This window comes from Stenotrophomonas sp. GbtcB23, from assembly GCF_019091045.1.
GTDB classification, from domain to species: domain Bacteria; phylum Pseudomonadota; class Gammaproteobacteria; order Xanthomonadales; family Xanthomonadaceae; genus Stenotrophomonas; species Stenotrophomonas rhizophila_A.
This window is the reverse complement of the sequence record NZ_JAGXKC010000006.1, coordinates 19,905-44,515: the sequence shown is the minus strand read 5'-3', so window position 1 is coordinate 44,515 and position 24,611 is coordinate 19,905. Positions and strand designations below refer to the sequence as shown.

The following is a 24,611-nucleotide window of genomic DNA, read 5'->3' as shown; positions in this document are numbered from 1 at the left end:
GCAGGCCGCCCGGCATTTCGGGGCTGCAGATACGCAACGGCCCGCCGAAGCGGGCCGTTGCCTCATACGGTGGCCTGCACTCAGTGCTGGTGGCCGCCGTCGCCGTGCACGTGGCCGTGCTCGAGTTCTTCGGCAGCAGCTTCACGCACGTCGACGATCTCGACCGAGAAGTGCAGGTCCTTGCCGGCCATCGGGTGGTTGAGGTCCACGTCGACCACGCTCATGCCGACCTTTTCAACGGTCACGGCGCGCGGGCCGAAGTTGGTCTGCAGCACGACCTGCTGCCCCTTCACCAGGCGGGTGTCACCGAAGTGCTTCTTCGGCACGCGCTGGGACAGGCCTTCCTTGCGCTCGCCATAGGCATCAGCGGCCTTCACATCGACCTCGAAGGAGGCGCCGGCTTCCTTGTCGAGCATGGCGGCTTCCAGTCCCGGGATGATGTTGCCGTGGCCAATCAGGATCGCCAGCGGGTCACGGTCCCTGGAGCTCTCGATCGGCTCCTGGCCCTGCTCGGCGACGGTGTAATGGAAGCGGACGACGCGGTCTTTTTCGATCTTCATGCGGAACTCTTGTGCTGAGGCTGCCAGGGCAGACGGGTGGGACGGGTTGTCGCCCGCCAAGTACGCCGCCATCATGACGGCCTTCTGAGGCCGCGCATTATCCGGACATCACGCACATGACGCCAGTTCCGCGCTTGAACCGCTCTGTTGCCCGGGTTGCCGCCGTGCTTGCCCTGGCCCTGCTGGCCGCCTGCGGCGGCGGCAAGACCACCCGCCCGAGTGCGCCGGCCGCCTCCACCCAGGTCTGGCCGACGGTGGTACCCAGCGACCCGCAGGCGGCCAATGCGGTGCTGATGCGCGCCATCGGGCTGGTCGGCACGCCCTACCGCTACGGCGGCAACACCCCCGAGTCGGGCTTTGACTGCAGCGGGCTGGTGGCCTACGTGTACCGGGAAATGCTGGACCTGAAGCTGCCCCGGACTTCGCGCGACCTGGCGGCGGTGCAGGGACCGAAGATCGATCCGCAGCGGCTGGCACCGGGCGATCTGGTGTTCTTCGGCGACCGCGGCAACGTCTTCCACGTCGGCATCTACGTGGGCGAAGGGCGCTTCGTGCATGCCCCGAGCACCGGCGGAACGGTCCGGCTGGATTCGCTCGGCGGCACCTACTGGAAGCAGCACTACACAGGGGCGAAACGCGTCCTTCACTGAAATGAACAGGGCAAAGGTCTAAAAATGTGACCTCTATCACGTTCATATAAACGAAACTTTAACGAAATTTGTACCAAATCACACGTCTTACACGGCATCATCACCCATCGTTTTTATTCAGTGACCGCCGCGTGACGACAGCCGACCTGACGTGCCAAGGCCAGACCGCCACTTTCCGGCGCACTGCCCGCCCCGCTCTTCTCGCTTTCGCCCTCTGCCTGGCCAGCCTTCCGGCCTGGGCGCAGACGGCACCGACGACCGCCGTCGATGCTGCTCCGGTTGCCACCGCAGCCGCCACCGAGATCCCCGCCGCCGCCAAGCCCAAGGCCGACGCGCCGGCCCGCAGCAAGGCCGATGCCGCTGCCAGTGCCACCCTCGCCGCCCTGCTTCCGCACCTGGCGGCCAACGACACCATTCCGCTCATGGACCGCTCGGCGATGTTCGCCGGCGACCTGAGCCGCCTGCTGGCCAACTACGATGCCAGCTCCGGCGCCAATGGCGTCGTGGTCGGTGGGGCCGCCGACAACGGCAAGGTGCAGTCGCTGCTGCGCCGTGCGATGACGCTGCTGGGCACTCCGTACCGTTGGGGCGGCACCTCGCCGGACAGCGGTTTCGACTGCAGCGGCCTGGTCGGCTACGTGTTCAAGACCGCGCTGGGCATCGACCTGCCGCGCGTCTCGCGTGAAATGGCCCATGACGGTGAAGCCGAGCTGATCAACGACCGCAACGCGCTGGCGGCCGGTGACCTGGTGTTCTTCGGCCGCAGGGGCCGGGTCGACCACGTGGGCATCTACGTGGGCGAAGGCCGCTTCCTGCACGCCCCCAGCACCGGCAAGGACGTCCGCGTGGACAGCCTGGTCTCGGGTTACTGGAGCGGCAAGTTCATGCAGGCCCGCCGCGTCGAGCTCTGAGCCGGCCGGCCCGCCCCGCCATTTGAAGGCCGCTGCCCCGTGCAGCGGCCTTTTTCGTTATGGGCGCCGGTGGCCGGTAACGGGGGCAACCGGCGTTGTCCCTACTGTCGTTCGAGCAATTCCAAGTGCGTGCGACCAGCCCAGGCCGGCTTCGGCAGGGGTTGTTGACTCCGGCGTGGGGCGGCTCGCCGGGGTCACGCCGACCAGTAGACACCGCCCGGGATCTTTCCAGTAAAGGTGACGCATGGCGGCAGTCCCTGAATTTCCGGCCCGGTGTGTGATCTGGTTTGGGCAACCACACGCGGCCGAGCGCGCCGCATTGGCAGCGGAAGGGTGGCAGGTGCGCGGGGTGGCCAGCGATGCATGCGTGGCCATCGGCATGCGCGGCAGCGACGTGGTGGTCGGGCTGCTGGACCTGCGCGGGGCGGCCCCCGGCAACGTGGAGCACCTGCAGGCGCTGCTGGAGCAGCACCGGCACATGCGCGTGCTGGCGATCCTGCCGCCCGGGCCCTACCCCACGCCGCCGCCGCTGCAGTCGCTGCTGGCGGGCTGTGTGGAGACGTTCACGGCGCCGCTGGATCTCTCCAGCCTGGTACAGCGGCTGCAGCACCTGGCGGACGGCGACGAGACGCGTTCGCCGGCCGGTGCACAGGCACTCGTCGGGAACAGTGCGGTGCTGCAGGTGGCACGGGCGGCGTTGCGCAAGTTCGCGCCGGTGGAACTGCCGGTGCTGGTCACGGGCGAAACGGGCACCGGCAAGGAGCTGGCGGCGCAGGCACTGCATGCGCTGTCACCGCGGCATGCGCGGCCATTCCTGGCGGTGAACTGCGGGGCGATTCCGGCGGCGTTGGTGCAGTCGGAACTGTTCGGGCATGAGCGCGGGGCGTTCACCGGTGCGGCGACGCGTCGGCTGGGCCTGTTCGAGACGGCCAGCGGGGGCACGGTGTTCCTTGACGAGATCGGCGACCTGCCGCTGGATGCGCAGACGAACCTGTTGCGGGTGCTGCAGGAAGGCACGATCGAGCGGGTGGGCAGCAATCACCCGCTGGCGGTGGATGTACGGGTGGTGGCGGCAACGCACATTGATCTGGAGCAGGCGGTGGAGCGCGGGCAGTTCCGCCGCGATCTGTTCTACCGGCTCAATGTGCTGCGCTTGCCGATGCCGGCGCTGCGCGACCGCGGCAGCGACATCGTGCTGCTGGCGGAGCATTTCCTGGCCAGTTTCCGCCGACGGCACGTGACGCGCGCGCGCGGGTTCACGACGGAAGCGGCGCAGGCGCTGCTGCGGTTCAACTGGCCGGGCAATGTGCGCGAGCTGTTGAACCGGGTGCAGCGGGCGGCGATCGTGAGCGAGGCCGAGCTGATCAACGTGGCCGATCTGGAGCTGCTGCCACCGCAGGTGGAGATGCCGCAGCGGCTGCTGCACGATGCGCGCCAGGCGGCCGAGCGCGACGCCTTGTTGCAGGCCCTGCGCGACAACGCGTTCAACATCACTGCGTGTGCCCGCACCATGCAGGTGTCCCGCGTTACCGTGTATCGCCTCTGCCGCAAGCATCAACTCGCTCTGCGTGAGTTGCGCTAACGTCAAACGCCTTGGTTTGCGAACGTACGGGCTTTGGGCCGGCGGGTGCGGGTTTGCGGGACACGCCGCAAGTACGTCCGTGTAGACTCGTTCGCGCCATCCATGGCGCTCTACGGTCCCGCAAACCCACCCCCGCCGACCCTTCGACATCGGGTCGGTGGCCATGGGAAAAGCTGGGGCTTCGCTGACGCCTTCCGTTGGCCGGCCGTCACCATGGCCGCGGTAGGTATCGACCGTTGGTCGATACGCGCGTTACAGGATGTACGGCACCTTGAAGGCCAGGGTGAAGTCCGGCGAATCCGGCGTCAGGCCGATGCCCAGCAGACTCACGATCGTGGTGTTCTGATTGAGTGCGTAGGTGATGCCCAGGTTGAGCGTGGCCGCGTTGGCGTCGCTGCCGACGATCTTGACCCACTGCCCGCCCTTGAAGCGGGTGGAGGCGCGGGCGCTGAGCTTGTCGCTGAAGGAGATGCTCAGGCTGGTGCGTTCGTTGAAGGCGAACGCGACGCCGGCACCGAAGTAGTACGAGCCGCCGAGTTTGACGTCACCGGGGTTGACGGTATCGGGGTTGGCGTCGAGGTCGTCGAAGCTGTTTTCGAACGAGTGGATGTAGCCGAGGTTGGCGAACAGGATGGCCGGGTCGGCGGTCTTGACCGCCGACAGGCCGACGTTGGCCTGCCAGACGCCGTTGCCGGTGGGTTGCTGTTCGGGCACGGCGAAGCGGATGAAGTCGTCGTCGTCGCGCTCGAGCACTTTCCAGCTCAGGCCGTAGGGTTCGCGGCCGGTGGGGGCGGTGGCGCCGACGGTCAACACGGTTTCGGGCCAGCGGCCTTTTTCGGAGAACAGTTTGTAGTTGGCACTAAGGCTGATGTCGCCGATGCCGTTGCCGGTGGTTTCTTCCTGGGCGATGGCCGCCGCCGAGCCGCCGGCGCCGCCCTTCTGGAAGACGGTCTTGCGGGCCAGGTAGGGCACGTCCAGGTTCAGGGCCAGGCGCGGGGTGAGGCCCCAGCGTGCGGCGAGGTTGTAGGTGAGGGTGTCGGACTCGACGTTTTCGATGGCGATGTTGCCGAGGAAGATCGCGTCGAGGGCGAGGAAGCCGTTGAGGGTCAGCTGCTTGCGGTCGTAGCGTGCGTAGCTGAGGCTGTTTTCCAGCGTGAAGCGGCGGGTGAACAGGGTCGAGGTCTGTTGTTTGACGTCGTCGACGCTGCGGCGCGAGGCCTCTTTGGCCTGCTGCGCTTCGGCGGCGGTGCTGGCGTAGCCATCGCCGGTCGGCGGTGCGGCGGGGGTGCTCGAGGGCAGCGGTTCGGGCGGGGCGGCGCCGGCCAGCGGTGCGGTCTTGCCGCTCAGGCGGGCCTGCATGGCCTGTACCTGCATGTCCAGTTCGCGCAGCCGGCGCACTTCCTGGGCGTAGTTGGCTTTGAGCGTCTCCAGCTGCTGGATGAGTGCTTTTACGTCTGCTTCGTCTGCCGGGGCGGCCGGTGCGTCCTGGGCGTTTGCCGCAGCTGACGCGGTCAGTGCCAGCGCCGCCAGCGCCAGCGGTGTCGTGCATATCGAGGTGTGCATTTCCTTGCCCTGCGTTCTGGTGTCGTTCCCCCCACCCGGCCGGTGTTACTGGCCGGGCCCCATGCCTACGCCGCGTACCAGGTTCATCGCCTGGGCCACGTTCTGGTTCAGCGACGCGCTGTTGGCCAGGGTCTGCCGCACCAGGTCGATCTGCATGCGGTTGCTGGCCGATTGGCCATCGCTGGCCACGGCGATGCTCTGGCCGACGCTGCCGTTGCGGATCCATTGCTGGACCTGGCCCACGCCCTGGATCTGCAGCTGCACGCTGGCGCTGTTGCCGTCCTGCTGGGCCACGGCGCTCACGCCGCCCTGCTGCGCGCTGGCCTGCGGGGCGCTCTGTTCGGTGGTGGTGGGTGCGGTGCCTTCGCGCACGTTCAACTGGGTGGCGTTGCTGGCCACGTTGTTGTCACCGGCCACCTGGATGCTCTGGGTGAGCCCGGCCACGTTCTGCAGGCCACTCGAATCCACGCTGCGCCCCGGGGTCTCCGGCAGCGGCGCGTCGGCCGCGGTGACGGTGACGCTGGGCGTGAAGCTCACTTTGGGCGTGTTGCCGCCATGGCTGAAATCCATGCCCAGGGTCAGCGCGCTCTGTGCGGACTGGTTGCCGGCCTGCCATTGCGAAACCATGGTCACGCCGAACCAGGCCACGGCATTGCCGTTGACGGTGTAGCGGCCACGCATCAATTTCAGTTCCGGGTCGGGGATTTCGCTCAATCCCTTGCCGGGGCGTCCCTGCTCCTGCGCCTTGGGTGCATCGGCGGCGTGTACCGGGGCGACCCCGAGCAGCGCGACGAGCAATGCACTGTGCGTCCAGTTTGCGATGTTCATGGTGCCTCCTAGAACAGATCGGCATGGGTGAAACCGAAATCCACCAGTTCCGCGTCGGTGATCGGGCCCTGCCGTGCATACAGCGAACGCGCACTGGGCTGTTCGCCGGGCTGCAGCAACACGGTGTTGCGGTCGAAATCGGTACCGATCACGACGAACACGGCGCGCGACGGCCATGATTCGAGAAATTCGTTGACGGGTATGCTGCGGTTGCCCAGGATCGGGTCCGCTACGTCCACCACGTCACCGCGGACCTGCTTGAGGACCACGAAGTGGCGGAAGCCACGCACATCCATCAACACCAACCCGGGCACGCGCAGCGAGCGCAGGCGCTCTTCGTTGACGCGGTAGCCGCGCCCACGCATGCCCATCGATTCCACGTAACGCTTGATGTCCAGCAGCGAGAAGCCACGCTGGTGGACCAGTTCAGGGTCCGACACCCCCATCATTCCTTCGATCACCGTGCCTTCGTCCGCGTCCAGGTGGTAGGCATAACGCAGGATCGTGGCCAAAGCGGCCGCGCCGCAGCTGTAATCGGTGTGTTGGCGCACCACGTTGCGGAAGCGCCGTTCCTGCATGCTCTCCACGCGCTGGGAGTACACCGCGCCATTGGGCAGCACGCCGCTGAAGGACACATCACCGGCGCGCGAGGCGCCCACCGGCAGGATCAACAGCGACAACGCGCAGCACAGGGCTCGGGTCGACCACATCGGCATGGCTCCGGAAGAAGGAAGGAGCCCCTGCCCCAAAGGGGGAGGATGGAACAGGGGCTCCCGGGGAACCCGGCCATTGGCGGATGGCCGGGTTTGTTGCGCTCAACGCGTGTTGCCTGCGAAAACGGACAGCGTTACTCGCCGCCACCGCCGCCCGGGTTGCCGCCAGTGGACGGCTGGGCCACGGCCAGGGCCAGACTGTTGGCCTGCAGGTTGCCGGTGCCGGCTGCGACGTTCACGCCGATGTTGCCGCTGGCGCCGCGGAACGAGTCACCCGACAGCGAAGCGTTGTTTTCGGCACGTTCCACGACCCAGCGGGTGGTGGCCACGGTACCGCTCAGGCTGGCCTGCAGATCGGCATAACCCACTTCACCGTACGCCAGAACGCCGCGCTCGTCGGTGTCGAAGGCGAGACCGCCCGCACCTTCGTTGTACGGGTTGTCGGTGGCGCCTTGGGCGTCAGCATCCAGGTCGATGTGCCCGGTCTGGTTGCCACCGGTATGCGACGAGCCGCTCCAGGTATCCGGGTAGAAGTTTTCCTTCTGGTAGGCATTGCCGCGACCGGCGTAACCACCCACGCCGATGGCTGCAGTACCGCCCCGGACGTTGCCACGCAGGGTGACCTGGGTGGTGTCACGCATGGCCTTCACGTAGCCCTCGTTGGACACGCTGTTGCCGGTGGACACCTGGTTCGAGCTGATGCTCGCGGTGGCCATGCGGGCGGTGGACACCGACGCAGCCAGGGCGTTCTTCTGCTCGTTGTTGTTGCCGGCGGCGCTGTTCACGCCGATGTTGCCGGTGGCGCCGCGGAAGGCGTTGCCGCTGAGGCTGGAGTTGTTGACCACGCCTTCGTTGGTGGTGGTGTTGCCGGCGCCGTACTGGTTCACGTACACCTGCGCATCGGACATGCCGAAGGTGAACGAAGCATCGGCGGCGGACAGCGAGGCGGCGTTGTCCTGGGCATTGTTGTCGCCGGCGGCAGTGTTGAAGCCGAGGTTGCCCGACGCGTCCTGCGCCACGTTTTCGCTGATCGAGGAATTGTTCTCGAGCAGCTGGTTGTCGCCTTCGTTGTCGGTGATCGACTGGCGGTTGTCGATGATGGCAATCGCGGCCGAGTCCACTTCCAGGTCACCCGAGACGGTCGGACGGCCGCGGAACTGCACGTCCGCACCCACCTGCAGGTCCGATTCCAGGTTCACGTCCACGCCGTGGTTGTTCTTTTCCTTGCGCTCGTCGGCCTGGATGTTGCTGTTCTTCTGCACGTTTTCGTTGACCGAGACATTGCGCGTGTGGTTCACGTCGCTGGTGTCGCTGTAGCTCTTGGTCGTGGTCCTGGTGCTGGTGTCGGAGCTGGTGTTGGTGGTGCTGTTGTTGCGTACGCGGGTGCGCGAATCCCAGTCATTGCGGATGTTGGTATCGATGTTGGTATCGATATCGGTATCGATGCTGGTGGTGATGTCGGTGTCGACATCGGTGTCGATATCGGTGTTGATGTTGGTATCAACGTCGGTATTGAGGTTGGTGTTCGTGTTCGTGTTGGTGTTGGTGCGGGTTTCCCACACGTTGTGGATGTGGTTGATGAACGCGCTTGCGTTCTGGTTGTCCTGTGCGGAGGCAGATGCGGTAGCCGCAACTGCGATGGCCAGCGCAAGTACCGTCTTGTTCATGGTGTTCATGGTGCCCTCTCTCTTCACGGTCAATCGGGTGGATGGAACTGCTCACGGGGTGGACTGCACCGAAATGCCCAACTGGTTGGCGGTGGTGTTGCCGGTACCCGCGATTTGATTGAGTTGCAGAACGCCGTCGAATCCCTGCAGTGCGGTGTCCTCCACGGCGACACTGCGGGTTCCGGCGGAACCACCGCGACGTGCGGTGCCCTGCCCCCCTGCTGACGCGAGTGCCCCCGACGCGGCCAAGGCCTCGTCGTTCGTCTCGCGTATGCCCTGTTGCGCCAGCGTGGCCGTGACGACGTTGAGCGCCGCGTTGCCGATACCGCTGGCCTGGTTGATCATGGCGACGCCGCTGGCGCCGTTCAGTGCCTGGCCGCCGATGCTGGCGCTGGCATCCAGCGCGCCATCGGCGCGCACGCGGTTGCCGGCGAGGCGTTGGCGTGCAGCGATGTTGACCTGTGCGTTTTCGCCGCTGGCGATACCCAGCAGGTTGGCCTGCAGGTTGAGGTCGCCGGCGGCCATGTTGACCACCATGGCGCCGTCGGCGCCGCTCAGCGCGCGGCCCTCCAGGCGGGTGTTGTTGAGGTAGCCCAGCATGCCGGCGTAGTCGTCTGCCTGCTGCGCGTACAGCGGCAGTGGCAGCACCAGCGAGAGCCCCAGCGAGAGCAGCAAGGTGGCGCGCTTCATTTGCCGGGCCCACCTGCAGGCGCACCGGCAGGCTGGCCGAGCGGGAATTGCGCCAGCGCACCGCGCACCTGGTCACCGATACCGCGGGTGGCGTTGCCCACCGCGCCCATCGGCCCGCCGATGCTGCGGCCGAGCGAGCTGCCCGACAGCACACCGCTGCTGGTGGCCTTGCCCAGGGTGCTGTTGATGGTGCTGGTGGTGACGCGCTCCACGGTGGTCTGCGGGTGCCCCGCAGAGAGGCCGGTGTTGGAGCCCAGCGAGGCGTAATCGTCGTCGCTCAGTTCGTCCATGCCGGTCGAGGTGCCCAGTGCGCCAGCGACTTCGCGCTTGGGCGAGGGATCGGCTATCAAGGCCACGCCCGGGGGAGCGGGCCGATACGCCGGCCGCGCGGATACATCCCGCAGCAGCACGATTTCACCCGGTTGCTGCTTCACGCCCTGCCGTGCGCCTGAGGCCTGCACCGCTGCCGGTGCCAGCACCATCACCAGCAGCAGCCACGTCACCGCCGTTGCCTTGCTCCGTACGCGAACGCTGTCCATTGCGACCTCCCGATACATGCGGAGGGATGGAGCAGCAATCGTGCCAAGTCCGAAAGGCCCTGTTTGCGGGCATGTTGCCGGCAGCGACCGCTGTCACTGCAACGCAGGTGTTACACCCGCGTGGCGTTCACGCGTCCTGAACACGAACGTGCGCGCGTCAGGAAGGCGGATAACGCTCACTTCACATGTAGGTGTATCAGCGTTGTTACACCGTCGGATACAGATGTCACAGTGCGCAGTCATCAAACGCAGACGGGCCGACAATCGCCGGCCCGCTGCATGACGACCTGACCGATCGTGCTAAGAGGTGCGCTCTTCGCCCTCATCCACGCCCAGGTTGGTGGACGGGTTGTCGTAGACCTCGCGGTCGAGAAGCCCGGTTTCCTTGGCCACCAGCACCGGCACCAGCATCTGGCCGGTGACGTTGGTCATGGTGCGCATCATGTCCAGGATCCGGTCGATCGCGTACAGGTAGCCGATGGTCTCCAGCGGCAGGTTGGCTGCGCTCAGCACCACCGTGGCCATCACCACCGCCGTACCGGGTACCCCGGCTGTACCGAAGCTGCCCAGCACCGAAGCGATCAGCACCACCACATACTGCTCGGGGGTGAGCGGCACGCCGGTGTACTGCGCGATGAACACCGCGCACAGCGCCGGATAGATCGCGCCGCAACCGTCCATCTTGATGCTGGCGCCCAGTGGCACCGCGAAGGACGCGTAGTCCTTGTTCACGCCAAGGTTGTGGGTGATCGAACGCATTGCCGCCGGCATCGCCGCGAAGCTGGACGAGCTGACGAACGCCACCTGCATGCCCGGCGCGGCACCGCGGAAGAACTTGAGCGGGTTCAGGCCGTGCACCAGCAGCAGGCTGCCGTACACCAGCACGATATGCAGCGCGCAGGCCACGTACAGCGCCAGCACGAAGCTGCCCAGCGGCAACAGTTTTTCGAAGCCGTAGCTGCCCACCAGCCCGGCGATCAGGCCGAAGGTGCCCAGTGGGGTCATCTCCAGCACGAAGCGGGTGACCTGGATCATGATGTCGCTCATCTGCCCGGTCAGCTTGCGCGCCTCGGCGACCTTGTCGCCCAGCTTGACCATGGCAAAACCGAGCAGGCCGGCGAAGAAGATCACCGGCAGGATCGAACCGCGCCCCGCCGCCAGCACCGTCTCGCCGGCCGCGTTGACCTTGGTGCCGATGCCGGTGAGCGCGTAGAACACGTTGGATGGCACCACGTCCATGACCACCTTGACCACGCTGGGCACTTCGCGCGGCGTGTAGCCGTGGTCCATGCTCAGGCTGAGGTTGCCGGTCCCCGGCTGCATCAGGGTGCCCACGGCAAGGCCGATGCCCACTGCCAGCGCGGCGGTGATGATGAACCACAGGAAGGTGCGCCCGCCCAGCGCCGCCACGGATTTCTGCCCGTGCAGGGAGGAAATGGCGTTGATCACCGCGAAGAACACCAGCGGCACCGCGATCATCTTGATCAGCGTGACGTACAGGTCGCCCAGCGGGCCGAACCAGGTTTCGGCGGCGGGGCCAAGCAGCCAGCCGGCCAGCGCGCCGAGCACGAAGCCGCCAAGTACGCGCTGCCAGAACGGGATCCGCAGCCAGGCAGACACCAGCGTCATGAGCATTCCAGGGAGAGGGTGACAGCCCCTCACCTTAGCCCAACGCGCCCCTGCGGACGAGGCGCACAGAAACAAATCAGCGTGTCATCGGCGTGCCTTGCGGCGTTCTGCATAATGAACGCCCGTTTCACCATTGAGATACGCGCGTCCATGTCCCGTTTCACGCCTCTTGTGGCGGCCCTCGCCACCACCCTGCTGCTTGGCGCCTGCGCCGCCTCCGCCCCCACTTCCCGCGCCAACGCCGGCGCCGTTCAGGTCGATGTACCGGCAGTGGCCCACCCGGCCGGTGAAACCCCGCAGTGGTGGTACCGCAGCGGCGCCGCCCGTGCCGCCGGCAGTGGCGCCATGGACGGCCGCGCGAAGAACGTGATCCTGTTCCTGGGCGATGGCATGAGCCTGACCACCGTGGCTGCCGCACGCATCTTCGAGGGCCAGCGCAACGGCAACCCGGGCGAAGAGAACCTGCTCTCCTGGGAGCGCTTCCCGGCCACCGCGTTCAGCAAGACCTACAACACCGATTCGCAGACCCCGGATTCGGCCGGCACCATGACCGCCATCACCACCGGCGTGAAGACCCACATGGGCGCCATCGGGGTCAGCGCCGGCAGCCGCAGCGACTGCGCCGACAGCCTGGGCAAGGGCCTGCTGACCTGGCTGCAGCTGGCCGACAGCGCCGGCATGGCCACCGGCGTGGTGACCACCGCGCGCCTCACCCACGCCACCCCGGCCGCGACCTACGCCCATTCGCCCGAGCGCAACTGGGAAAGCGACGCGGACCTGCCGGAGGCGGCCAAGGCGGCCGGCTGCAAGGACATCGCCCAGCAGCTGCTGGACACCTCGCGTTACGGGCGAGGTCCGCTGGTGGCGCTGGGCGGCGGTCGTGCCCAGTTCACCAACGTGGAAGAGACCGACCCGGAGTACGACGACAAGGTGGGCCTGCGCCTGGACGGGCGCAGCCTCGTCGGCGAATGGAAGCAGGCGCACCCGCAGGGCGCCTATGTCTGGAACGCGCAGCAGCTGCAGGCCGCCGCCAACGCCCCGGCGATCCTGGGCCTGTTCGAGCCGGACCACATGCGCTATGAGATCGAACGCAAGGACGACCCGTCCGGCGAGCCCAGCCTGGCCGAACTGACCAAGGCGGCCATCGCCAACCTGTCGCGCCACCAGGAAGGCTACGTGCTGATGGTGGAAGGCGCGCGCATCGACCACGCCAACCACAGCGGCAACGCCTACCGTGCGCTCAGCGATACGGTGGCGCTGTCCGACGCGGTGCGTGCGGCGGCGGAGGCCACCTCTGACCAGGACACGCTGATCATCGTCACCGCCGACCACTCGCACACGCTCAACTTCGTGGGCTACCCGGCGCGTGGCAACCCGATCCTGGGCAAGGTCAAGGACAAGGGCGGCGAAGACGGCGCCGGCGCGCTCGACCTGGCCCGCGACGGCCTCGGCCTGCCCTACACCACCCTCAGCTACGCCAATGGCCCCGGCTTCACCGGCGCCACCAACCAGCAGCCGGCAGGCCCCAAGGCCTACCCGCACAACCCGAGCAGCTTCGACCCGGCCAAGGGCCGCCCGGACCTGACCCACGTGGATACCGAGCACCCTGATTACATGCAGGAAGCGCTGGTGCCGATGAAAAGCGAAAGCCACGGCGGCGAAGATGTCGGCATCTGGGCCCGTGGTCCCGGCAGCAAGGCGGTGCGCGGCACCATGGAACAGAACGCGATCTACCACATGATCGTCCAGGCCACCCCGCGCCTGCGCCAGCGCCTGTGCGATGCCGGCACCTGCGACGCCAAGGGCGTGCCGGTGGAACTGCCCGCACCCAAGGCGTTCGAGCGCAAGGACGCAGGCAACTGATGCGGCGGGCCGGCGTGCTGGTGGCATTGCTGGCCCCGGCGATGGGCCTCGCCGCGCCGCCGGCCTGCCAGCGGCTGACCGAGGAAGACGGGTTGCAGCCGCTGGCCGGCTGCCACCTGGAGCAGGGCCGCCTGTCGCTCGACGCGGCGGCACGTGCCCGGCTCGATTACGACAACCAGGGACTGGCTGCGGTGTACGCCGGGGACAGCTTCCACTACGTCAGCCGCCAAGGGCGCACCCAAGCGGTGATCACTTGGGACAACGGCCCGGATTACGTGGAGGAAGGCCTGCTGCGCGGCCGGGTGGGCGAGCGCATCGCCTACTTCGATGCTGCGCTGGCGCAGGCGGTACCGGGCACCTACGATTTCGGCTGGCCGTTTTCCGATGGCATTGCCCAGGTATGCAACGGCTGCCGGCGCGGCACGCCCGATGGCGATGGCCACACCCCGATGGAAGGCGGCGAGTGGTTCCACATCGACCGACAGGGTCGCCGCGTGGCCGATCCCACTGGCCGATGAGCCTGCGTGATGGCGGTGAGTGCTGCCAGGGACGATACTGGCCCTCTGCCTGACATGTCCCATTCGATGCCTACTGCGCTGCCCCCTGCCCCCGACCTGCCCGCACCCGTATTGGTGGGTTTCAGTGGCGGACTGGATTCGACGGTGCTGCTGCACTGGCTGGCCCAGTCACCCGCGCAGCGCGCCGCCGGCCTGCATGCGGTGCACGTGCACCACGGCCTGCAGGCCGATGCAGATCGTTGGGCGGCGCACTGCGAGGCGATCTGCACGGCCTGGTCGATTCCCCTGCAGGTGATCCGCGTGGCGGTGCCGCGCGACAGCGGTGCGGGCCTGGAAGCCGCGGCACGCCACGTCCGCCGCGAAGCGTTCGCCCGCGTCCTGCGCGAAGGCGAACACCTGGCTTTGGCGCATCACCGCGATGACCAGGCCGAAACCTTCCTGCTGCGGGCCCTGCGCGGCTCCGGGGTGGATGGCCTGGCGGCGATCCGGGCGCATGCGCCGTTCGGTGCCGGATCGATCTGGCGCCCGCTGCTGCAGATCCCGCGCAGCGACCTGCGGGCGCATGCCGCGACGCACGGGCTGGAGTGGATCGAAGACCCCAGCAATGCCAGCGACGTGGCCGACCGCAACTTCCTCCGCCTGCACGTGCTGCCGCTGCTGCAGCAGCGCTGGCCGCAGGCCGATGCGGCGTTCGCACGCAGCGCCGAATTGAGCGCGCAGGCGCAGCGCCTGCTCGATGCCTCCGACCACGACGCGTTGCGGCGCTGCACGGTGTCGCCCGGCGTGCTCGACTGCGCCAAGCTGCAACGGCAGCCGCGCGAGCGCCGCGCGCGGCTGCTGCGGCAGTGGGTGCGCAGCGCGGGACAACCGCCGTTGCCGGCCGCGGGCGTCCAGGCCATCGAACGCGAACTGCTGCCTGCTGCCCAGGATGCCGATGCGCAGTTCGCCTGGCAGGGCGTGCGCATCCGCCGCTGGCGCGGCCACCTGTACCTGCTGCCGATGGCCTTGGCACTGCCGCTGGACTGGAGCGTGCATTGGGACGGCGCGAGCCCACTGGCACTCCCCGATGGTGGCGAACTGGCACTGATCGGCGCCCAGCGGTTGGGTGAACCGGTGCAGGTCAGCGCACGCCGGGGCGGCGAGCGCATCCAGCTGCGCGGGCGTAGTCATTCGCACGCGCTGAAAGATCTACTGCAACAGAGCGGATTGCCTCCGTGGCAGCGCCGCCAGGTGCCGCTGCTGTATGCAGACCAGATGCTGGTTGCGGCCGGCGACCAGGTGATCGCGGCACCGTTGCAGCAGTGGCTGGATGAACAGCACGCCCGACTGCGCTGGACGCCGGGCGCGGCGTGAATTGACCCCTTGGGGCTGGCGCCTCACACTTGTCGCATGGCCAAGAAATCCCCCACTGACGCCTCCCCGGTCGCCCACTTCGAGCATTCGCTGGAAGAACTGGAGCAGCTGGTGGAGAAGATGGAAACCGGCGACATGAGCCTGGAGCAGTCGCTGAGCGCCTACGAGCGCGGCGTGGGCTTGTACCGCCAGTGCCAGCAGGCGCTGGAGCAGGCAGAACTGCGCGTGCGGCTGCTCAGCGACCCGGCCCGCCCGGAAACCGCCGAGCCGTTCGACCCGCCCAGCCATGACGGTTGAGTCCACGTTCGCGCGTTGGCGCGACCGCATTGAAAGCCAGCTCGACGCCAGCCTGCCCTCGCCGGAACAGGCGCCCAAGCGCCTGCACCAGGCGATGCGCTATGCAGTGCTCGGTGGCGGCAAACGCATGCGCCCACTGCTGGTGTACGCCAGCGGGCAGATCTTCGGTGCCGACGAACATGCGCTGGACGCACCGGCGATGGCGGTGGAGCTGATCCACGCCTATTCGCTGGTGCACGACGATCTGCCGGCAATGGACGACGACGCCCTGCGTCGCGGTCGCCCGACCACGCACATCGCCTTCGACGAGGCCACGGCGATCCTGGCCGGCGATGCGCTGCAGACGCGCGCGTTCGGGCTGCTGGCCGATGCGGCGTTGCCGGCACTGCTGCGGGTGCACTGCCTGCAGGCGTTGACCCACGCCTCGGGTGCAGCCGGCATGTGCGGCGGCCAGGCGCTGGATATCGATGCAACGGGCCACGCGCAGCCGCTGGCCGACCTGCAGCACATGCATGCATTGAAGACCGGCGCGCTGATCCGCGCGGCGGTCCGCATGGGCGCGCTGTGTGGCGATGCACCGCACGCGGACCTGCTGCAGCTGGATGATTTTGCCAACGCCCTCGGCCTGGCCTTCCAGGTCCGCGATGACATCCTGGATGTGGAAGCCAGTTCCGAACAGCTCGGCAAGACGGCGGGCAAGGACCAGGCGCAGGCCAAGTCCACGTTCCCGGCGTTGTTGGGAATGGACGGTGCGAAGGCGGAGTTGGCCGCGCTGAGCGAGCGCATGCACGACAGCCTTGCCGGGTATGACGAACGCGCTGATGCGTTGCGTGCGCTTGGGCGGTTGGCGGTCGAGCGCAATCACTAAGGAACCGGCCTTCGGTCGGTGTTCGTCTGCTGCAGGCAAGAGCCCTGGTCTGCGAACGTATCTGCGCAGGGCCGGCGGGTGTGGGTTTGCGGGGGGCGCCGTGAATACGTCCGTGTAGGCTCTTGCGAAACATCCATGTTTCGCAAAGCCCCCGCAAACCCACCCCCGCCGGCCCTCTGACGGTTGGTTGGTGCGCACAGGCGATCAAAGGCAATTGAACCGCTTTTGCCTGAACAACCGATCCACTGTCGGGGGCAGGCGGGGGTGGGTTTGCGGGACCGTAGAGCGCCATGGATGGCGCGAACGAGCTTACATGGATGTACTTGCAGCGTGTCCCGCAAACCCACCCCCGCCTGCCCAGCCCTGACACGTTCGCAGGCGACGGCTTTTGCTTTCGCTCTTGCTCCAAACAAAAAACGCCCGGCAATGCCGGGCGTTTCTGCATTCCCGGAAAACAGGAATTATTTGATCAGGCGCAGGGTGAACGGATAACGGTAAGCCTCGCCGTTGTTCGCCTTCACCGCCGCAATGATGCAGAACACGATGTTGAGGATGCCCACCAGCGGCGCCAACAGGCCGCCGATGATCACGATCATCAGGATGAAGCAGATGATCATTGCCAGGGTGATGGTGATCTGGAAGTTCAGCGCTTCCTTGGCCTGGTCAGTGACGAACCCCTTGCTGGCGTCGTCCTTGCTGATCAGCCAGATGATCAACGGGCCGATGAACCAGGTGAAGATGCCCAGCAGGTGCGCGGCAAGCGCCATGGTGCGCTGGTCGCTGGGAACCGGGCCGGCGCTGGTCGGCGGCGGCGGCGGGGCGGTGATGTTGTCGAATTCGCTCACGTGAAACTCCTTGTCCAGTGTATGGGTGGTGCGTGGCAGGCTCCCCGCCTGCCGAGGCAGCGGGCACAGGATACGTCAATCGATGCCGTCAATCGTTACCGGCAACGGTCATCCGCCCGACCAGGATCGAGCCGACGTGTACGTGCGAGCGGCGGTCGATGTCGCTGCCCACCGCCTCGATCGCCGCGAACATCTCCTTGAGGTTGCCCGCGATGGTGATCCCGTCGACCGGGTACTGGATTTCGCCATTTTCCACCCGGAAGCCGCCGGCCCCGCGCGAGTAATCGCCGGTGACGCCGTTGACGCCCTGCCCCATCAGCTCCGTCACCAGCAGGCCGTTGCCCATCTGCCGCGCCATCGAGGCCAGATCGCCCGCGTTGGAATGCACCCGCAGGTTATGCACACCGCCGGCGTTGCCCGTGGTCACCAGGCCCAGCTTGCGCGCCGAATAGCTGCCCAGCACATAGCGCTGCAGCACCCCGCCTTCGATCAGCGACGAATCGCGGGTGGCCACGCCATCACCATCGAACGCGGTCGAACGCAGGCCACGGCGCAGCAGCGGCCGCTCCTCGATCGCGAACCAGTCCGGGAACAGCTGCGTGCCCACGCTGTCGAGCAGGAAGCTGGCACGGCGGTACAGCGCCCCGCCGGACACCGCACCCAGCAGGTGGCCGATCAGCGACCGCGCCACTTCCGGGGAATACAGCACCGGCATCTGCGCGGTGGCCATCGAACGCGGGTTGAGCCGGGCCAGGGTGCGCTCGGCGGCGCGGCGACCGATCGACGCCGCATCTTCCAGGTCTTCGCGGGCCAGCGCGCTGCTGTACCAGCCGTCGCGCTGCATGCCGTCACCCTGCCCTGCGATCAGCGCACAGCCCACCGAATGATGGCTGCTGCGGTCACGGCCGATGAACCCGTGCGAGTTCGCATAGACCGACAGGCTGGTGGCGGTGGACGCCGATGCGCCGTCGGAGTTGCTGATCCGCGGGTCGGCCTCGCGCCCGGCCGCTTCGCAGGCCAGCGCCAGATCCACCGCCTGGTCGGCCTGCAGCGCCCACGGGTGCCAGCTGTCCAGGTCCGGGAACTCGCGCGCCATCAGTTCCGGGTCGGCCAGGCCGGCGGCCTCGTCGTCCTCGGTATGCCGGGCGATTGCGCAGGCCTGGGCCACCGTCGATTCCAGGCTGGCCGGCTGCAGGTCGGCGGTGCTGGCGCTGCCCTTGCGCTGGCCGAAGTAGACCGTGACCGCGATTCCACGATCACGGGTGGATTCCACCGTTTCGACCTCGCCCAGGCGCACGTTCACATCCAGCCCGCGCTCCTCGCTGCAGCTGACTTCGGCCTGGGTGGCGCCCAGCGCCCGGGCCCGGGCCAGCAGCTGCTGGGAGATGTCGGCCAGCTGCTCCAGCCTCGGCAGGCTGTCGTCGGCGGCATGGGCTTCAGGGGAGATCACGTTCAATGCTTTATCCTGTACGGGTGAGTGCCTGGCGCAACGCCGGGCACAGTTCTGGATGTGGAAAGAAGACGATGCGCGGACGCGACGAAGAAACCGGTGAATTCCTTGATATCAGCCGCAGCCAGAACCGGCGCGACGCGCTGGACGTGCTGGCCCTGGGCGAGAAGCTGGTGTCGCTGACCCCGGCCCAGCTGGCCCGCGTGCCGGTGCCGGAAGACCTGCTGCCGCACATCGCCGAGGCCAAGCGGATCACCGCCCATATCGCCCACAAGCGCCAGCTGGCGTTCCTGGCCAAGCATATGCGCCGCGAGGACGATGCCACCCTGGACGCGATCCGCGATGCGCTGGACGCCAACAGCGATACCTCGCGCCGCGAAGTGGCCGCGCTGCACCGCGCCGAGGATTGGCGCGAGCGCCTGCTCAAGGACGGCGACACCGCGCTGAGCGCGCTGCTGGCCGAGTACCCGCAGGCCGACCGCCAGCAGCTGCGCACGCTGGTGCGCAATGCGCAGGCCGAGCGCGCCAAGAACAAACCGCCGCGTGCCTTCCGTGAAATCTACCAGGTGCTGCGCACCCTGCTGCTGCCGGCCGCGCTGGGCCTGGAAGCGACGGCGGCCGACACCGACGACGACATCGGCGACGCCGACAGCGCCGAAGACTGAGCCGGGCTGGCAGGACGGGCGCATCCGGCGATCAGGCCTGGGTGCCGCCCACGGTGATGCCATCAATCAGCAGCGACGGCTGGCCCACGCCCACCGGCACGCTCTGGCCATCCTTGCCGCACACGCCCACGCCTTCGTCCAGGGCCAGGTCGTTGCCGATCATGCGCACCTTCTGCATGGTTTCCGGACCATTGCCGATCAGGGTCGCGCCCTTCACCGGCGCGGTGACCTTGCCATCTTCGATCAGGTAGGCCTCGGTGGCCGAGAACACGTACTTGCCGCTGGTGATGTCGACCTGGCCGCCACCGAAGTTCACCGCATACAGGCCACGCTTGACCGAACGGATCATTTCTTCCGGGTCATGCTGGCCGGCACGCATGTAGGTGTTGGTCATGCGCGGCATGGTCATGTGCGCGAACGATTCGCGGCGGCCGTTGCCGGTCGGGGCCACGCCCATCAGGCGTGCATTGAGCGAATCCTGCATGTAGCCGACCAGGATGCCGTCCTCGATCAGCGTGGTGCACTGGGTCGGGTGGCCCTCGTCGTCAATGTTAAGCGAGCCGCGGCGACCGTCCAGGGTGCCGTCGTCAACGATGGTCACGCCCGGCGCGGCCACGCGCTCGCCAATACGGCCGGCGTACACGCTGGTGCCCTTGCGGTTGAAATCACCTTCCAGGCCATGGCCGACCGCCTCGTGCAGCAGCACGCCGGGCCAGCCCGGGCCGAGCACCACGGTCATCACCCCGGCCGGGGCCGGAATGGCGTCCAGGTTGACCAGCGCCTGGCGCAGCGCCTCGCGGGCGAAGGCTTCCGGGCGCCCGTCAGCGAACAGCTCCTCGTAGCTGTAGCGCCCGCCACCGCCGGAATAGCCCGATTCACGGCGGCCGTGCCGCTCCACGATCACCTGCACGTTCAGCCGCACCAGCGGGCGGATGTCGCCGGCCAGCACGCCATCGCTGCGCGCGATCAGTACCGTGTCCACGCCGCCGGACAGGCTCACCATCACCTGCTGCACGCGCGGGTCGGCCGCACGCAGGAAACGGTCCAGGCGCTTGAGCACCTCCACCTTCGCTTCGTTGCCCATGCCATCGATCGGGTCCAGTGCGGGGTACAGCGCGCGTGCATTGCCGCGCACCAGCGACCGCGCCGGCTGCGCCCCGCCCTCGCGGGAAATCGCGCGCGCCGAGCGCGCCGCGCCCAGCAGCGCATCGCCATGGATGTCGTCGGAATAGGCAAACCCGGTCTTCTCGCCGGCAATGGCGCGCACGCCCACGCCCTGTTCGATGGAATGGGCGCCGTCTTTCACGATGCCATCTTCCACGCTCCAGCTTTCGCGGCGGGCGTGCTGGAAGTACAGGTCGCCAAAATCGATACCCGGCCCCAACAGGGTGCCAAAGGTGCGTTCCAGGCCACCGGCATCCAGCCCGGCGGGCAGCAGCAGGCGGTCTTGGGCAAGGGTGAGTGCGTTGTCGGTCATGGTCTTGATCTGTGGGCGCGGGCCGATATCGCAAGCCGTGCGCGGGACATTGTGGGGGTAACGGCCGGGATCAACGTGGCGGCGCGTCGTCGCGGTCGATCACTTCGACCTTGGGTTCGGCCCAGGGGCCGGTCACGCGGTAGGTCTTGGCACCGATCTCGCCCAGCGGCTTGGACAGCACCGCATTGGCGGCCGCGCCCACTGCCGCGCCGACCGGACCGCCGGCGACGGCGCCGACCACGGTGAGCAGGTTGCCGGCGCGCGGATTGACGTCGATGGTCTGGTCGAACTGCTGGCGGCGCAGGTCGGTGCGGCCGCGGATGCTGATGTTGGCGGCCGGGCCTTCGATCAGCACCTTGTCGGTGGTGGCCATGCCGTCGGCGAACGCCAGCGTGCCCTCCACCTGGTTGAAGGCGAAACCCTTGGAGAAGAAATCGCGGAAATCGAACATCAACCGGCGCGGCAGCTGGGTCACGCTGAGCAGGCCCAGCACGCGGCCGGCGCCCGGCTCGAGCTCCAGCAGCTGGCCGTTGCGTGCGTGCACCTGCATCTGGCCCTGCAATGCGCCCAGCTGGAAGTCCGATGGACCGCCCTGCCAGCCGGCATCCAGGCTGATCTGGCCCTGCCCGCCGCGCAGCTGGCCGCCGTAGTCCAGGTTCTGCATCAGTCCGCCCAGGTCCTCACTGTCGACCTTGACCTGGAACTGGGTACGCGCCGCCTCACCCATGCCCAGCCAGCGGCCCTGGATGTCGATCACCTGCTTGGGCGCGCGGAACTGCAGCTGGTCCACGCTCAGCCCGTTGCCGAACGGACGCGTGCGCAGCACCGCCTGGCCCAGCCGCGCCTTGCCGAACTGCAGGTCGTTGATGTCCAGCGACAGCGGCGGAATCTTTGCCGGGTTGGTGTCGTTGGCGCTGGCTTGCACCCGCGCCGGCAAGCTGGCGTCGGCCGGCAGGATGATCGGCGCGCCATCAGGCGGGGCTTTCACGGGGGTGGGCAGCGACTGCCAGTGCACCCGGTCCAGCTTGCCGACGATGGCCGCGCCGTCGGCATTGGGCACGCTCAGGTCGCCCGACAGCGACGGGCCGTCCAGGCGCACGTCCACGCCGGTGGGAGTCGGACGCAGCTGCAGGCGCGTCTGCGCGAACACGCCTCCGGCCAGCAGCAGCTGCCCGACCTGCACGTCCACCTGGCGCAGCGGCATCGGGTCCGCACCGGGCGTCCCGCCTGGCGAACGCGCCAGCGCGATCCAGTCCAGGGCATCCAGCGAGCCGCTGCGGCCGTTGACCACCAGCCCGCTGGCGGGCGGGTCGCGGTCAACGGTGGCGCTGCCCAGCGTGACCTGCACGCCGGTCTTGTTGTCGTGGGTCCGCGCGGCCAGGGCCAGCCGTTCGCCGAAGGCGACGTCCACGCGCCCGGCGCCCATCGGCAGCTGCGCCTTCACGGCGGTGGCCAGGGGCATCTCGGCTGGCTTGTCCAGCGGTGCCGGCAGGTCCAGCCGGGTGCCGACCAGGTCCGAGTGCAGGGTGAGCAGGGTCGGCGGCGCGGTCTTGCCGCCCGGCGCCAGCTTGGGCAGCGTCACCCCGATCGTCCAGCGCGACGTCCCTTCAATGTAAGGCTTGAGCCAGCCCAGCTCGGGCGCACGGTCCAGCAGCTGGCCGGCATCCATCCGCGCGGCCAGCTCGGCTTCGAACGCATGCTGCGGGTCACGCGCATAACCGCCGGCGCGCAGGCTGAGCTGGCCGTCCTGGCCCAGGTGCCGCACGGCCAGTGCCTCGGCACCGAACCCGTCCTGGCTGTACCTGGCCTGGCCGCGCATCGCCTCGAAGGTCAGGTCGAAACGTTTGTCCGACAGCGTGGCGCCGTCCAGATCCACCGTGCCCTGCAGGTGCCCGCCGCCCTCGGCGTGGTGCAGCGGCTGCAGCAGGTCGAAGGTCACCGCCGCCGGGCCCTTGGCCGCCAGGTTGTCCAGCGAATCGGCATAGGTCTTGTGCAGCGGGCTCTGCTTGAGCATCGCCAGCAGCGCGCCGGCGTCGCTGCGGCTGGCCGCCTTGACGTACAGCTGGGAGGCGCCGAAATCGGCGATGCCCGCATCGAAGTGGTCCACCTCCACGCCGGCCAGGTCGCCACGGCCGTGCAGCTCGAAGCCCGGGCCGATGAAGGCGATATCGCCTTCGACCTTGTCCATCGTCGGCCAGTCACGCTGGAAGCGGATGTTGCCGTTGTCGATGCGGCCGGTCGCCTCGAAGCGACCGTTGTGGTCCTTGAACGGCCAGTCTTCCAGGTCGCCGGTCACCAGGCCGATACCCCCGCGGATATGGCCCCCCACCAGCGCCGCATCCAGCCAGTCGGTGGCCGCTTTGCTCATCTTGGAATGGATCCAGAAGCGCTTGGCCGCGGTCATCGGCACGTCGTCGAGCTTGGCCGCCAGCTGCATCCACGGGCGCGTGCCATTGCCCTGGAACCACATCGTGCCGCGCACGTCGGCGGCGTAATCGGTGCCCTGCACGCGCAGCGCCGGGGTGCCGATGCGCCAGCCGCCGCCTTCATCGCGCCAACCCACCATGCTGCCGGCCAGGCGCACGTCATGGCGCACGCCGAACCCGGTGGGCCAGTCGAAATGCATCACCCGGGTCGGCTGAAGGTCGAGCCGGAAGCCGTTGGCATCGCCCTCGAAATGGCCGCCCACTCCAGCCAGGCCGGGTGCGTGGCCGGCGGCGGCGAACTGGATCTCTTCCAGCTCGCCTTCAAAACCCAGCGGCCCGTCGCGCTCGCCGACGAACCGCACGCGGCTCATGCGCACCTTCGGCGCCGCGTCGTGCAGCCAACTGCGCAGCCCGGCATCGATCCGATCGGTCAACGCCAGCCCGCGCAGCAGCGCGGTGGCATCGATGTTGTCGCCGGCCAGCGCCATGTGCTGGCCGCCGGCCACCAACAGCCCATCCAGCGTTTCGGTGCGTCCTTCCAGGCCGATCCGCAGGCGCGGTGCATCGGCACGCCAGCCGCCCCGCACCCAACGCCAGCGCGCGCGCAGCTGCAAGGTATCGAGCTTCAGTTGCGGGCGCCCGCCATCGGCCAGGCGCGCACCGCGCAGCTGTACGCCGGCCAGGTCGGCATCGGTGGTGATCATCACCGGGCGGCGGTCGCGCAGGTCCACCCAGGCATTCAACGTGCCGGTACCCTGCTGCAGCGCCACGCCGCCGAACTGCAGCAGCGACGACCACGCACGGAAGTCGGCCGGGTCGGCGGCCAGCCAGGCCTGCCCGTTGCCGTGGGCACGGTCGAAATCCACCACGGCCGTCAGCGGGGCGCCCTTGAGATCGGCCCACGCGCGCGCACCCACCGCCAGCCGCTGCCCGTTCACCCGCAGCCGCAGGTCGATGCGCGGCAGTTCGGTCTGTACATTCAACGACGGCGCATCCACCCGCAGCCGGCCGCCGATGACCTGCAGTTCGCCCAGCCGGCGCAGGGTATCCAGCGGATCGCCGCCGGCCTTGGGTTGCGGCAGCCCCTGCACCGACCAGCGGCCATCGGGCGCACGCTGCAGCACCAGCGCCAGGCCGCGCAGGCGCAGCTCGGTCAGCGAACGGCCGGGCAGCAGCCCCGAATACATCGAGACCTGCACTTCAGCCTCGCCGATGCGCAGTCCCTCGCCTTCACCGATGCGCAGGCCCTTCAACGCCAGCACCGGGCCGCGCCGGGTCCAGCGTGTCTGCAGCTGGTCGAAACGCACCGGCTGGCCGGCACGCGCACTCAACCACCCGGCCACCTTGTCCGGGTGCCGTTCGGCCAGCGGCAGCACCTGGCTGAGGCTGCCCACCAGCACCGCCACACAGACCAGTACGATCGCCATGGCATAGACAGCATGGCGGCGAATCCTTCGCAGTCGCAGGCGCAGCGGCGCGCTCATCGGGTCCCGCAGGCGCCGGCGCACCACTGCGCG

The 24,611-nt window shown here is 68.1% G+C and carries 21 protein-coding genes; 9 read left to right on the top strand and 12 right to left on the bottom strand.

Annotated features, from left to right (window positions below; all coding sequences use genetic code 11):
- Window positions 1-80 precede the first annotated feature (80 nt).
- On the bottom strand, window positions 81-560 hold the full coding sequence (locus KVS69_RS04180) for a peptidylprolyl isomerase (protein ID WP_217537162.1): 480 nt from the start codon (window positions 558-560) through the stop codon (window positions 81-83).
- A gap of 116 nt (window positions 561-676) precedes the next feature.
- Between KVS69_RS04180 and KVS69_RS04175 the strand changes: the two genes are divergently transcribed.
- The 3 genes from KVS69_RS04175 to KVS69_RS04165 all read left to right on the top strand — a co-directional run bounded on the left by KVS69_RS04175 (window position 677) and on the right by KVS69_RS04165 (window position 3,703).
- The gene (locus KVS69_RS04175) at window positions 677-1,210 is read left to right on the top strand and encodes a C40 family peptidase (RefSeq protein WP_217537159.1); all 534 of its coding nucleotides are present in this window, start codon (window positions 677-679) and stop codon (window positions 1,208-1,210) included.
- A 146-nt stretch (window positions 1,211-1,356) separates the two neighbouring features.
- Complete coding sequence (locus KVS69_RS04170) at window positions 1,357-2,121, top strand: C40 family peptidase (protein WP_254622024.1); 765 nt, start codon at window positions 1,357-1,359, stop codon at window positions 2,119-2,121.
- 244 nt (window positions 2,122-2,365) lie between these two features.
- Window positions 2,366-3,703: a sigma-54 dependent transcriptional regulator gene (locus tag KVS69_RS04165; RefSeq protein ID WP_217537154.1), complete on the top strand. Its 1,338-nt coding sequence runs from the start codon at window positions 2,366-2,368 to the stop codon at window positions 3,701-3,703.
- 252 nt (window positions 3,704-3,955) lie between these two features.
- Here the strand turns inward: KVS69_RS04165 and KVS69_RS04160 are convergent, their stop codons facing one another.
- The 7 genes from KVS69_RS04160 to KVS69_RS04130 form a co-directional block, all read right to left on the bottom strand.
- A complete protein-coding gene (locus tag KVS69_RS04160) occupies window positions 3,956-5,266 on the bottom strand; it encodes a transporter (protein ID WP_217537152.1) in 1,311 nt (436 codons plus the stop codon).
- Between the two features lie 45 nt (window positions 5,267-5,311).
- Window positions 5,312-6,094 (bottom strand): hypothetical protein, encoded by a 783-nt coding sequence (locus tag KVS69_RS04155; RefSeq protein WP_068853512.1) that lies wholly within the window; start codon window positions 6,092-6,094, stop codon window positions 5,312-5,314.
- Between the two features lie 8 nt (window positions 6,095-6,102).
- Window positions 6,103-6,804, bottom strand: coding sequence for a C39 family peptidase (locus KVS69_RS04150; protein WP_093533407.1), 702 nt, complete (start codon window positions 6,802-6,804; stop codon window positions 6,103-6,105).
- Between the two features lie 137 nt (window positions 6,805-6,941).
- Window positions 6,942-8,483 carry an adhesin gene (locus KVS69_RS04145; RefSeq protein ID WP_217537149.1) on the bottom strand — a complete coding sequence of 514 codons (1,542 nt, stop codon included), beginning with the start codon at window positions 8,481-8,483 and terminating at the stop codon, window positions 6,942-6,944.
- Window positions 8,484-8,525: 42 nt separating this feature from the next.
- On the bottom strand, window positions 8,526-9,164 hold the full coding sequence (locus tag KVS69_RS04140; protein WP_217537147.1) for a hypothetical protein: 639 nt from the start codon (window positions 9,162-9,164) through the stop codon (window positions 8,526-8,528).
- Window positions 9,161-9,646: a hypothetical protein gene (locus KVS69_RS04135; protein WP_320457656.1), complete on the bottom strand. Its 486-nt coding sequence runs from the start codon at window positions 9,644-9,646 to the stop codon at window positions 9,161-9,163. The genes KVS69_RS04140 and KVS69_RS04135 overlap by 4 nt, the downstream gene beginning before the upstream one ends.
- Before the next feature lie 357 nt (window positions 9,647-10,003).
- Window positions 10,004-11,332, bottom strand: coding sequence for a dicarboxylate/amino acid:cation symporter (locus tag KVS69_RS04130; protein ID WP_184126492.1), 1,329 nt, complete (start codon window positions 11,330-11,332; stop codon window positions 10,004-10,006).
- 150 nt (window positions 11,333-11,482) lie between these two features.
- Here KVS69_RS04130 and KVS69_RS04125 point away from each other — a divergent pair, with 150 nt between their 5' ends.
- The 5 genes from KVS69_RS04125 to KVS69_RS04105 all read left to right on the top strand — a co-directional run bounded on the left by KVS69_RS04125 (window position 11,483) and on the right by KVS69_RS04105 (window position 16,231).
- Complete coding sequence (locus KVS69_RS04125; RefSeq protein ID WP_217537142.1) at window positions 11,483-13,195, top strand: alkaline phosphatase; 1,713 nt, start codon at window positions 11,483-11,485, stop codon at window positions 13,193-13,195.
- Entirely contained in the window at window positions 13,195-13,713 is a 519-nt protein-coding gene (locus KVS69_RS04120) for a WG repeat-containing protein (RefSeq protein ID WP_217537139.1), read from the top strand. Before KVS69_RS04125 ends, KVS69_RS04120 begins: the two co-directional genes overlap by 1 nt.
- Before the next feature lie 66 nt (window positions 13,714-13,779).
- The gene (gene tilS / locus KVS69_RS04115; RefSeq protein WP_217537271.1) at window positions 13,780-15,066 is read left to right on the top strand and encodes a tRNA lysidine(34) synthetase TilS; all 1,287 of its coding nucleotides are present in this window, start codon (window positions 13,780-13,782) and stop codon (window positions 15,064-15,066) included.
- A 36-nt stretch (window positions 15,067-15,102) separates the two neighbouring features.
- Window positions 15,103-15,363 (top strand): exodeoxyribonuclease VII small subunit, encoded by a 261-nt coding sequence (locus tag KVS69_RS04110; RefSeq protein WP_068853531.1) that lies wholly within the window; start codon window positions 15,103-15,105, stop codon window positions 15,361-15,363.
- Window positions 15,353-16,231: a farnesyl diphosphate synthase gene (locus KVS69_RS04105; RefSeq protein WP_093533413.1), complete on the top strand. Its 879-nt coding sequence runs from the start codon at window positions 15,353-15,355 to the stop codon at window positions 16,229-16,231. Before KVS69_RS04110 ends, KVS69_RS04105 begins: the two co-directional genes overlap by 11 nt.
- Before the next feature lie 461 nt (window positions 16,232-16,692).
- Here the strand turns inward: KVS69_RS04105 and KVS69_RS04100 are convergent, their stop codons facing one another.
- Together KVS69_RS04100 and pmbA are read right to left on the bottom strand one after the other, a co-directional pair.
- Window positions 16,693-17,076 (bottom strand): DUF4870 domain-containing protein, encoded by a 384-nt coding sequence (locus tag KVS69_RS04100; RefSeq protein ID WP_217537137.1) that lies wholly within the window; start codon window positions 17,074-17,076, stop codon window positions 16,693-16,695.
- Window positions 17,077-17,164: 88 nt separating this feature from the next.
- Window positions 17,165-18,532, bottom strand: a complete 1,368-nt coding sequence (gene pmbA / locus KVS69_RS04095; RefSeq protein WP_184126487.1) for a metalloprotease PmbA — start codon at window positions 18,530-18,532, stop codon at window positions 17,165-17,167.
- Between the two features lie 68 nt (window positions 18,533-18,600).
- On the opposite strand from pmbA, the gene yjgA reads away from it, so the two are divergent.
- The gene (gene yjgA, locus KVS69_RS04090) at window positions 18,601-19,191 is read left to right on the top strand and encodes a ribosome biogenesis factor YjgA (protein WP_217537136.1); all 591 of its coding nucleotides are present in this window, start codon (window positions 18,601-18,603) and stop codon (window positions 19,189-19,191) included.
- A 31-nt stretch (window positions 19,192-19,222) separates the two neighbouring features.
- Here yjgA and tldD read toward each other — a convergent pair whose 3' ends face one another.
- Both tldD and KVS69_RS04080 read right to left on the bottom strand, forming a co-directional pair.
- Window positions 19,223-20,668, bottom strand: coding sequence for a metalloprotease TldD (tldD, locus tag KVS69_RS04085; protein ID WP_217537133.1), 1,446 nt, complete (start codon window positions 20,666-20,668; stop codon window positions 19,223-19,225).
- A gap of 70 nt (window positions 20,669-20,738) precedes the next feature.
- A complete protein-coding gene (locus KVS69_RS04080; RefSeq protein ID WP_217537131.1) occupies window positions 20,739-24,578 on the bottom strand; it encodes a YhdP family protein in 3,840 nt (1,279 codons plus the stop codon).
- Window positions 24,579-24,611 lie beyond the last annotated feature (33 nt).

Coding starts and splice junctions, on each gene's coding strand:
- KVS69_RS04180 (WP_217537162.1), bottom strand. CDS start 560: ATGAAGATCGAAAAAGACCGCGTCGTCCGCTTCCATTACACCGTCGCC.
- KVS69_RS04175 (WP_217537159.1), top strand. CDS start 677: ATGACGCCAGTTCCGCGCTTGAACCGCTCTGTTGCCCGGGTTGCCGCC.
- KVS69_RS04165 (WP_217537154.1), top strand. CDS start 2,366: ATGGCGGCAGTCCCTGAATTTCCGGCCCGGTGTGTGATCTGGTTTGGG.
- KVS69_RS04160 (WP_217537152.1), bottom strand. CDS start 5,266: ATGCACACCTCGATATGCACGACACCGCTGGCGCTGGCGGCGCTGGCA.
- KVS69_RS04155 (WP_068853512.1), bottom strand. CDS start 6,094: ATGAACATCGCAAACTGGACGCACAGTGCATTGCTCGTCGCGCTGCTC.
- KVS69_RS04150 (WP_093533407.1), bottom strand. CDS start 6,804: ATGTGGTCGACCCGAGCCCTGTGCTGCGCGTTGTCGCTGTTGATCCTG.
- KVS69_RS04145 (WP_217537149.1), bottom strand. CDS start 8,483: ATGAACACCATGAACAAGACGGTACTTGCGCTGGCCATCGCAGTTGCG.
- KVS69_RS04140 (WP_217537147.1), bottom strand. CDS start 9,164: ATGAAGCGCGCCACCTTGCTGCTCTCGCTGGGGCTCTCGCTGGTGCTG.
- KVS69_RS04135 (WP_320457656.1), bottom strand. CDS start 9,646: ATGGTGCTGGCACCGGCAGCGGTGCAGGCCTCAGGCGCACGGCAGGGC.
- KVS69_RS04130 (WP_184126492.1), bottom strand. CDS start 11,332: ATGACGCTGGTGTCTGCCTGGCTGCGGATCCCGTTCTGGCAGCGCGTA.
- KVS69_RS04125 (WP_217537142.1), top strand. CDS start 11,483: ATGTCCCGTTTCACGCCTCTTGTGGCGGCCCTCGCCACCACCCTGCTG.
- KVS69_RS04120 (WP_217537139.1), top strand. CDS start 13,195: ATGCGGCGGGCCGGCGTGCTGGTGGCATTGCTGGCCCCGGCGATGGGC.
- tilS (WP_217537271.1), top strand. CDS start 13,780: ATGCCTACTGCGCTGCCCCCTGCCCCCGACCTGCCCGCACCCGTATTG.
- KVS69_RS04110 (WP_068853531.1), top strand. CDS start 15,103: ATGGCCAAGAAATCCCCCACTGACGCCTCCCCGGTCGCCCACTTCGAG.
- KVS69_RS04105 (WP_093533413.1), top strand. CDS start 15,353: ATGACGGTTGAGTCCACGTTCGCGCGTTGGCGCGACCGCATTGAAAGC.
- yjgA (WP_217537136.1), top strand. CDS start 18,601: ATGCGCGGACGCGACGAAGAAACCGGTGAATTCCTTGATATCAGCCGC.
- tldD (WP_217537133.1), bottom strand. CDS start 20,668: ATGACCGACAACGCACTCACCCTTGCCCAAGACCGCCTGCTGCTGCCC.
- KVS69_RS04080 (WP_217537131.1), bottom strand. CDS start 24,578: ATGAGCGCGCCGCTGCGCCTGCGACTGCGAAGGATTCGCCGCCATGCT.